Annotated in this window: 2 protein-coding genes and 1 rRNA gene; all 3 read left to right on the top strand. The window is 45.8% G+C overall.

The features are described 5' to 3' along the window. A 5S ribosomal RNA gene (gene rrf, locus BUA34_RS15055) occupies positions 1-90 on the top strand; the annotation flags it as partial. Between the two features lie 496 nt (positions 91-586). After that, a complete protein-coding gene (locus BUA34_RS15050) occupies positions 587-4,750 on the top strand; it encodes a fibro-slime domain-containing protein (protein WP_254794519.1) in 4,164 nt (1,387 codons plus the stop codon). A 159-nt stretch (positions 4,751-4,909) separates the two neighbouring features. Beyond that, a complete protein-coding gene (locus BUA34_RS15045; RefSeq protein ID WP_072831020.1) occupies positions 4,910-9,190 on the top strand; it encodes a fibro-slime domain-containing protein in 4,281 nt (1,426 codons plus the stop codon). Positions 9,191-9,208 lie beyond the last annotated feature (18 nt).

The following is a 9,208-nucleotide window of genomic DNA, read 5'->3' as shown; positions in this document are numbered from 1 at the left end:
CACCCGTTCCCATCCCGAACACGGAAGTTAAGCCTCAGATCGCCGATGGTACCTGGCCCCCGGGCCCGGGAGAGTAGGTCGCCGCTGGATTCACGCCCCGCCTGACGCAACACGTCGGGCGGGGCTTTTTCTTTTTATACAGCTCGCGCAGTCCCGCCGTGCGCCGGCATTCCCGTTGCGGCAGTACTGTCCTTTGGCAATTATTTTGTTCTTGATTTTACGACTAAAATGCTCCTAATACGTTGTTTTTAATCCGTTTTTGGGAGTGCTTTTTTGAATTATTCGCGAAAGAAGAATTTCTATACACAATTTTTTGCCAAAAGATTTCTTTTTTTTTAAATATTTTTGTTTTTTTACATTAAAAAGATATATTTTTACAAACAGGGTGTGGAATAACCGAGAGAAAGTGAGTGTTTTTATGAGACACCTGTATTTAGCTTTTTGTGTTTTCGGCGCCTTCGCGTCCTCTGCTTTTGCTGATTTGACTGTTTACATACAGTCGAATTTTAAAAATGCAGACGTAGCATATACTCCACATCTTCTTCTTAATTCAGGAAAACCTGATGTATCTCTTACATCTTCTACCATGATGCAGCAGGTAACCGATGCGCGGTATTCCTTTACTTTGAAAGGATCGCTTTCTGATTTTAAGGCATCTGATACTTTTAGCATTGTGAAATGTAATAATGCTGATTGTCTCGATGTTGGCGATGGCGTTAATTTTAATGTCCGTGACTTTTTTGAGGGGAGTAATGAAGCCTGGATTTATGTAGATGAAACTACGGGAAAGGTTTCGAAGTCTTTTGCTGCTCTGGAATCAAAGATTGTTTGGTTCAAAAGTCCGTGGGGCAATAAAGCTCTCCCGCAGATGATCTTTGAGCAAGATACTCTCTTGATGCATCCTTCGGAAGATACTGATAAATGTGGATGGTTCTACGCTCCCATTTCTGCTGAAGTGTTGAAAAAATATGTGCTGCATACGGCGCACTTTAATCGCTACAATGCTCCGTGGATGTCTGTTCCCGAAGACAAAAAGCAGATTATCGATTTGGAAAATGCGCTAAAGAAAGATACTGTCTACGTTGATGGTACTTTGGCAACGCCTTCCGTTAGCAATAAGGCCGGTACGGCCGGTGAGTGTTTCGATAGGAATCGTGTTTTGCACGTCTATAATCCTTGGCGTAATAATAGCGTCTATCGCGATAGTACCGTTTACTTGACTATCGATGGCGTTTGGCAAGATTCTGTTGCTGGTACCGATGGAAAGGTTGCTGGTCCTGCTTTGGATGGTCTTGCTTTTGACAAAGACTATAAATACTGGCTTTCCATGACGTTCCCGGAAGATGTCGCTACGTCTGCAGCATGGCATTCTGCGGATGCTAAGGTTCAGATTACCCGTAGCTTTAAAGAGAATATAAAGATTCATTATTTCAGTGATAACAAACGTCCTGTAGTGACCGACTTTTTCCCGTCAGGCGTTTATGAAGCTTGGTTCTTTACCAGTTCTAAGATGGAAGATGTGGATATTTCCTATGCTCCGCTTGAACGTAAGATTGTGCGTTTGTTGAGCCCCTGGAAGAATACGCCGACTTCATTTGTTGTTGATGCAAATAATGATATCGTGAAAATGTCTACGTTCTCGAACGATACATGCGGTTGGTTCGAAGGTGTTTACTATAAGCATGCTGCAGATTGGAAGGTTTACTTCAAGCAGAGTTTTGGACTTGAAAAGTATGATATGACAGGTGTTATCCGTGAGGGTAATGATGTTGAAGTCCTTGTAAATCTTGATTCGTTGATGAGCAAGCATGATACGGCTTGGGTCTATCCGTCTGATAAAAATAAGAGCTATAGCCGTCCGAACGCATCTTCGATATACCCGGTGGGTCGTCTTGGTGAATGTCCACGTATGAAAATTTCTGCAAGGCTTATTGACTGGGCCAGCGAAAGCTATCACGACAGCATCGATATTGACTTTGGTAGAGCTTGGTTTGGTAACAAGTACACGAGGGTAGGGAATGATAGCACTTGTAATACTGGTGAAAAAATTACGGGAATGGTCCAGCAAACACTTGTAGATGGCTACCCGGCTCGTGTGGATTCGACGAAGTTTCCGTGGAATAAGTGCGCTGCTGGTCATGAAATTGATAAATGGTTTAAGCCAGAAGTTGTTGCTATAGTTGGTGGTAAAGAATATACGAATGCTGTGTGTAAGGATATTCCTCTAGAACTTGATGATGAAGGCTTCTGGTATGCTGATTACACGAATGAATCCGGTAATTGCAATGATCCTGAAAGCCCGGGATTCTTCTTCTTGGATGACTTTGAATATCTTGATTCGGCAAAGACTGTAAAGAACCCAAAATTTGACTGGATTGTCATAAATCCATTTACTGGACATCAAACTCCTCAACCGGGAGATACTTGCTTCCACAATTATGGCTTTGCGATGTCCGTTTCTGCAAGTTTCAAATATGTGAAGGGCCAGTACTTTGAATTCCGTGGCGACGATGACGTCTGGGTGTTTATCAACAACAGGCTCGTCGTGGATATCGGTGGTATCCACGATAAGGTGGAAGGCGCTGTTGACCTCGATACGCTTAATTTGAAGGAAGGCCGTGAATATCCGTTCCATATTTTCTATGCCGAACGACAGGCGACGGGTTCTAACTTTAAGATGCGCACGTCCATCAACTTGCAGAAGCAGAACACTTACTTGACTACGGTTGATGATACTAAGAAAAATGATATTACGGGTATTCTCAAGCTGAAAATGGATGCCAAGGCAATTAGCTGCGACCCGAATGCTAAAATTGAAGCTGAAATTACGGAAGCACCATCTGTATTCTATCTTGATGGCGGTAATTTGTCCGAAGCTGCAGAACTTGCTGTTGGCCTCAATTTTGGCGGTATCTTGATTAACGAAGACAGATCCAGCTTTAACATCAATATTGACGAAATTGTAAAGCAGCGTTCGCTCGCTCCGGGTAACTATGTCTTGTTCTTCTATCTCGAAACGGATATGAGCTTGAATGATTCCTATGAATTCGTCATTCCGGAATATCCGAAGCCGCAAATCGCATTTGTCGATGTGTTCAATCCGTCTGCAGATGGTACCTTGAAAGTGTTTGATCCGACCAACAAGACGCTGCGAGGCGAAACGGTTATAACGGGCAAGAACGATACATTGATGACTCATGTACCTTATCCGGAAATGAAATACCTTGAAATTATGGTGACGTATATGGGCAACATTTGCACGGACTGCTTGGTTATGCTGGATTTGAAGCCGACCGATGCTCGTGTGGCTTTCTACAACGAAATGGACCAGCAGATTAATACTATTGAAACTGATGAAACGGGTGTTGCACGTTTCTATGTTGTTGGCGAAGGAGCCGTCAGCGGGGCATCGTTCAGTGTTGTTGGTATTAGCGGTGTCGAGAATGCACTTAAGTGGGATAATATCAACTTCAAGGATCCTGAAGTGCCGCTTGCAAAGACGGGAAGCATTTATGACCGCAATGGCGATGGCATCGCAGATAGTATCTTTGTTCCGTTCGAGTTCGATGCTCTTCGTGAACATGACTTGGATGCAATTGCATGGAACTTTGGCAGCAAGGATTGGCATGAATACAATTCCTTTGAAGATATTGCGAAGATGGTCAAGAATGACTCTACGGTTGTCATTACCGCCGAGAAATTGATTGACTCTGTCTATACGGGTGAATCCAAGACGATCGTCGATGGCAATTTCCGTTACCATTACATTTATATGGACGAAGCTTCTGGATCGACTCAGGAATCGGAAACGCTGTTTACAAAGATTCAGGACAAGATCGGTGCTATCATGCTTGAAAAGCCGATGCTCAAGATTGTGTCGGATAAGATGGTCAAGGTGACTATCCAGCTTTCGGAAGGTTGCGATAATTCATCCATTGGTACTCCGCACTTTATTGAATTGAGAGACAAGAACGATAATTTTGTCGATCCGTCGAAGTACAAGGTTGTATCTGCATCTCCGGTGGGTGTAAGCGACTTCTATGATTTGATGTTCCAAAAGACAATGGACTTGATTGTACCGGAAGTGGGCTTCAAGATTCGCCTTATCCCGGGACTCTTGCCGGATTTGAATGGCAATACACCGCACGAAAATAATCCGTGGCGCCGTATCGAAGGTGAACAGCCGCTCGAAACGGAACGTCCGAAAGTCGTAACGGTGAACCCGGGCATGTTTACGGAAGAAAATCCGTGGCCGGGTGATACAAACGATGTGATTCCAATCCGTGTCGATGAAAACCTCACGATTAAGGAAATCATTGAACAGGAAGGCTTGCCGGGCGTGTTGGTGAAGTTCCAGCTTAACGATTATGCAACGACTCAAGTGTTCGGTGCAGGTAACGTAAAGCCGGGCACTCCTGAATACAATGAAGTCTTGAGCAAGGTCAAGGTGAAATGGGATATTGAATTCTTCTCGAGCCTGGGTCAATATGTGAACTGGGTGAAGAATGAATTCGCTTGCAACGACAAGTCCATCTTTGGAACAGACTGTATCCAGAATGCAGGCAACATGTTCTTCAAGTGGGATGCCATGAGCGATAAGGGCCGTATGGTCGGAACAGGTGTCTATATTGCCAAGTTCAAGTTCAAGATATTCTCGGATAAGGATGTCGTGGGCAAGGGCGAAGAAACGTTCACGTTCGGTATCCGCCGTAACGACAAATACGCGACCAAGACCAAGAAAATCAAATAACCTTTTTTAGGATATAAAAGTGCCGGACATTGTTCCGGCCTTTTTTGTATGCGGCGGCTGATTCATTAAAAAAGGCTTTTTTTTCATTATGAAGTGTGTAATTCCTTGAATTGAATATATCTTTAAACAGAAGTGTGGGAAGAATAAAGAGGGTGTTGAATGAAACACTGTTGTTTGGGTATTGTAGCCTCTTTGACACTTGTTGTCTCTGTATGGGCTGATTTGACAATTCATTTGCAGTCGCCGTTCCGCAATGATGCAACGGCTTCAAGCTATACTCCGCATATTGTCGGTGGCGTGACGGATTACAATCCGGGTTTTGGCGCTAACTCCCGTACAATGATGAAGAGCGAAGGTGATAACTGGTACGTTTACACTTGGGAAGGCAAGTCGATTGCTGATTTCCAGGACTGGCAGGACTTTGAGTTTAAGGCTTGCCCCAACACTGACGACAATAACTACAATAACAATAACTGTGTTTCGTGGACTGGTGGCGGCAAGAACAGGATTACGGCGTTCTTTGGTACCGAAACGGAAATTTGGCTTTATACGGATGACGCCGGCAGATCTTATGAAAAGTCTTTCATGGCGCCAGGTTCAAAGATTGTATGGTTCAAGAGCCCGTGGGGCAACAAGGTATTGCCGCAGTTGGTTTTTGGCGCTGATACCGTGCTGATGCGTTTTAACGAGGGTGACGAGGAAAAGTGCGGCTGGTTCTATGGCGCGCTCACACCTTCCATGATTGCATCTAACCCGATTTCGGCAGGGTACTTTACGCGTTACAAGGCGCCGTGGTACGTTGTTCCGGCAGATAGGGATTCTTTTGTTGTTTTTGGCTCGCTTCTCCAGACGCAAGACACGTTATTTGTGGATGGTACAGTTGAAAATCCTGTAGTTACTGCTGAAATTGGAACTCCGGGTGAATGTTTTGACCCGACTCGCCGTTTGCACATTTATCATCCGTGGCGCACAAATTCGACATATCGCGATAGCACGTTCTTTATCAAGATTGATAATAACATTTTGAATGAACCGACGGGACTCAGCACCGAAGGCGAATACAAGTATTGGCGCCATATCGATTTTGCTGATTCTGTTGTTGGTTCGTCGCAATGGAATTCGGCGATGACGTTTGTCCAGATTCTGCGTGGCAAGAATGACTGGCCGCAGCATCCGTATTTTCCGGAAGCATCCCGCCCGCGTGCAAGCGAACTTTTCCCGACCGGAATTTATGAAACCTGGCTTTATACGACGACTGCGTTGGAAACGCTTGATTTGGTTTTCTATCCGCCGGAACCTAAAGTGGTTCGCTTGAAGAGTCCGTGGGAAAACCAGTCGCCTTCTATGGTGATTGAATCGACTGGCGATGTTATTAAGATGGGGCCGCTTACGGATACGTGCGGTTGGTATACGGGAACGGTCTATAAGCATGCAACGGACTGGAGAGTTTATTTTAAGCAGTCCTTTGGCATGGAACGTTATGGCGGCACGGGTGTTGTCGCGGAACTGGATAATTTGGATTCCTTGATTTCGCTGGATTCCCTGATGGCAACGCATGATACTGTCTGGGTGTACCCGAACCCGAAACAGCGTTACGAACCGACTGATACGACTCGCTATCCGGGCATTCTTGGCATTTGTCCATCGCTCAAGATTTCGGCGCTTGTTGTGGACTGGGCTGGTGAAAGTTATCACGATAGCATTGACGTGGACTTTGGTAACATTTATGGTGGTAGCGAATATACCACCGTTATGGGACTTGACCAAAATGGAGCTCTCGCTGAATTTAAGACATGTTCAGGTCATGTGCTTGGCATGGTGCAGGATACACTTGTAAATGGAGCCCCTGCGCGTGTGGATTCGCTCGTTTATCCGTGGGGTCAGTGTTCTGCAGCGCGTGAAATCGAGAAGTGGTTTATTCCGCAGGTGGTGGCAAAAGATGCTGCTGGCAACGAATACAAGAATGGTGTTTGCCGCGATATCAATTTGACGCTTGATGACGAAGGTTTTTGGCAGGCTGACTTTACGAATGAGGAAGGTGATTGCAACGATACGATTAATCCGGGATTTTATCCGATTGATGATTTGCAGTACCTTGATTCGGCAAAGAAGGTTTTGAATCCGAAGTTTGACTGGAACATCAGTGGTTGCCGTCACAATTACAGTTTTGCGATGAAGGTCTCGGCGCAGTTCAAGTATGTGAAGGGCCAGTACTTTGAATTCCGTGGTGACGATGACGTGTGGGTGTTTATCAACAACCGCTTGGTCGTGGATATTGGTGGCTGCCATAGCCCTGTGGAAGGCGGCGTGAACTTGGATACGATTGGACAGAACGATCCTTCGTTAAAGCTTGTTGAAGGTCGTGAATACCCGTTCCACATTTTCTTCTCGGAACGCAATGCGACTGGTTCGAACTTCAAGATGCGTACGTCTATCAACTTGCAGACGCAAAAGACGTATTACCCTGTCGAAGAAAAGACAACGGACGGAACGATTAAGTATACCATTTTGCAATTGCTGATGGATGAATCGATCAGTTGTGACGTGTCGAGCACTTCGAAAATCGATACGATGCCTGCGCAATCTTCGTTTGTGCTGTTCGGTGATGACGAAAGGATTCCGCCGGATGGCATGGAACTTTTGCCGGGAACTATTGCAGGTATCAATATCGATGCCAACATGGCTGGCTTTGTGATTGATACGATGGAAATTGTACGTAACCGTTCTTTGGCACCGGGCTCTTACATGTTGCAGTTCTTCTTGGCTAGCGATATGACCCAGTCTAGTGAAGTGTTCTTTACGGTGCCGGCTTATCCGCTTCCGGATATTGCGTTCATTGATGTGTTTAACAGCCCAGATTCTATCAAGGCTTTTGATCCGACGGGCATTAGCTTGCGCGGCCTTCCGTTTGATGGTACTGCAAACGATACTCTCCTTACGCATGTGGCGTACCCGGATACAATCCCCTTGCAGGTGGGTGTGTTCTATATAGCCAACCTTTGCACGGACTGCTTTGCGGTTTTGGATTTGAATACTTCGTTCCCGATCAGTTTCTTGGACGAAAAGAAGCAAAGGGTGAACAAGTTGATTACTGATTCAACGGGTGTTGCCAAGTTCTATGTTGTCGGCGATTCTTCGGTAACGAATGCAAGCTTTGAAATTTCTGGAAGCGGTGTCGCAAATGTTATTACGTGGAAGAATATCCACTTTAAGGAGCCTCCGGTACCGTTTGCAAGTTTGGGCGAAGCTCATGACCGCAATGGCGATGGTGTGCTCGATAGCATTGCAGTTGTGTTCAACAAGCCGTTTGGCGAGACTATTCCAGATACAATCGCATGGTCTTTTGGTAGCGACGATTGGCATACGGTGGCCTCTGTACAAAATGTGGTCATGCTGATGCAGGATGAAAAGAGTTTGGCTATTCAAGCGGATAGTTTGTTGGATAAAGTCTTTACGGGCGATGAAAAGAATCCGTATCAGGGATCATTCAGGTACCATTACACGTACATGGATAAAGAAACGGGACAGATGACGCAGCTCAGCTTGGATGGGCTCGCTATTGAAGACCGTATGGGCGCTATTCTTGTGGATAAGCCGATTGTGAAACCGATGGGTGAATCTGTGAACAAGCTGACGGTGTATATCAGCGAGGCAACGCAAGCGGATATACTCAATGGGTTGCAGTTCCTGGAGTTTAAGGACAAGACGGGAGAATTGGTAAATCCGATGCTTCTCTCGGTTGTGTCCGTTTCGCCGAACAGGAAAAGCAATTATTATGACGTGATCTTCCAGAAGAGAGATGAAAGCATGGTCCTTCCGGAAGTGGGCTTTATGGTGCGCTTGATTCCGGGCGTGCTGCCGGATTTGCAGGGGAATGTGCCGCATGTGGATAATCCGTGGCGTCGTATTGAAGGCGAACAGCGCGTGGGTATCGAAACGCCTCGCGTTGTCGGAATTGACCCTGCGACTTGGACACCGGAAAAGTGGCCGTATCAGGATAATGTTGCTCCTATCCGTGTTGACGTTTCGAAGAAGATTGAAGATATCGTGGCCGAAACAGGTTACCCTGGTGAACTGATTTCGTTTGACTTGAGCGAAGTTGGCAAGTCATTGCTGTTGAATTCTGATGAGCCGAGGAGCGTTGTGCTTTCGAAGGTCAAGATCAAGTGGGAAGTGGAATACTTCTCGAGCCTTGGGCATTTTGTCAATTCGAAGAAGGGCGAGGTGGCTTGCAGCGATAAGGCTATCTTCGGGACAGACTGCGTGGATAATCCGGGCAATATGTTCTTGATGTGGGATGCCCGCAGCAACAAGGGACGTTTTGTCGGAACGGGCGTGTATATTGCAAAACTCCGGTTCAAGATTTTCTCCGATACAAATATTGTCGGGAAGTTTGACGAAACGTTCAATTTGGGCATTCGCCGCCACGGCAAGAAATAACCACAACTTATCAACAGT

The organism is Fibrobacter sp. UWB12, assembly GCF_900142485.1.
In the GTDB taxonomy this organism is placed as follows: domain Bacteria; phylum Fibrobacterota; class Fibrobacteria; order Fibrobacterales; family Fibrobacteraceae; genus Fibrobacter.
The sequence above is the reverse complement of the archived record's forward strand: the minus strand, read 5'-3'. Positions and strand labels throughout refer to the sequence as shown.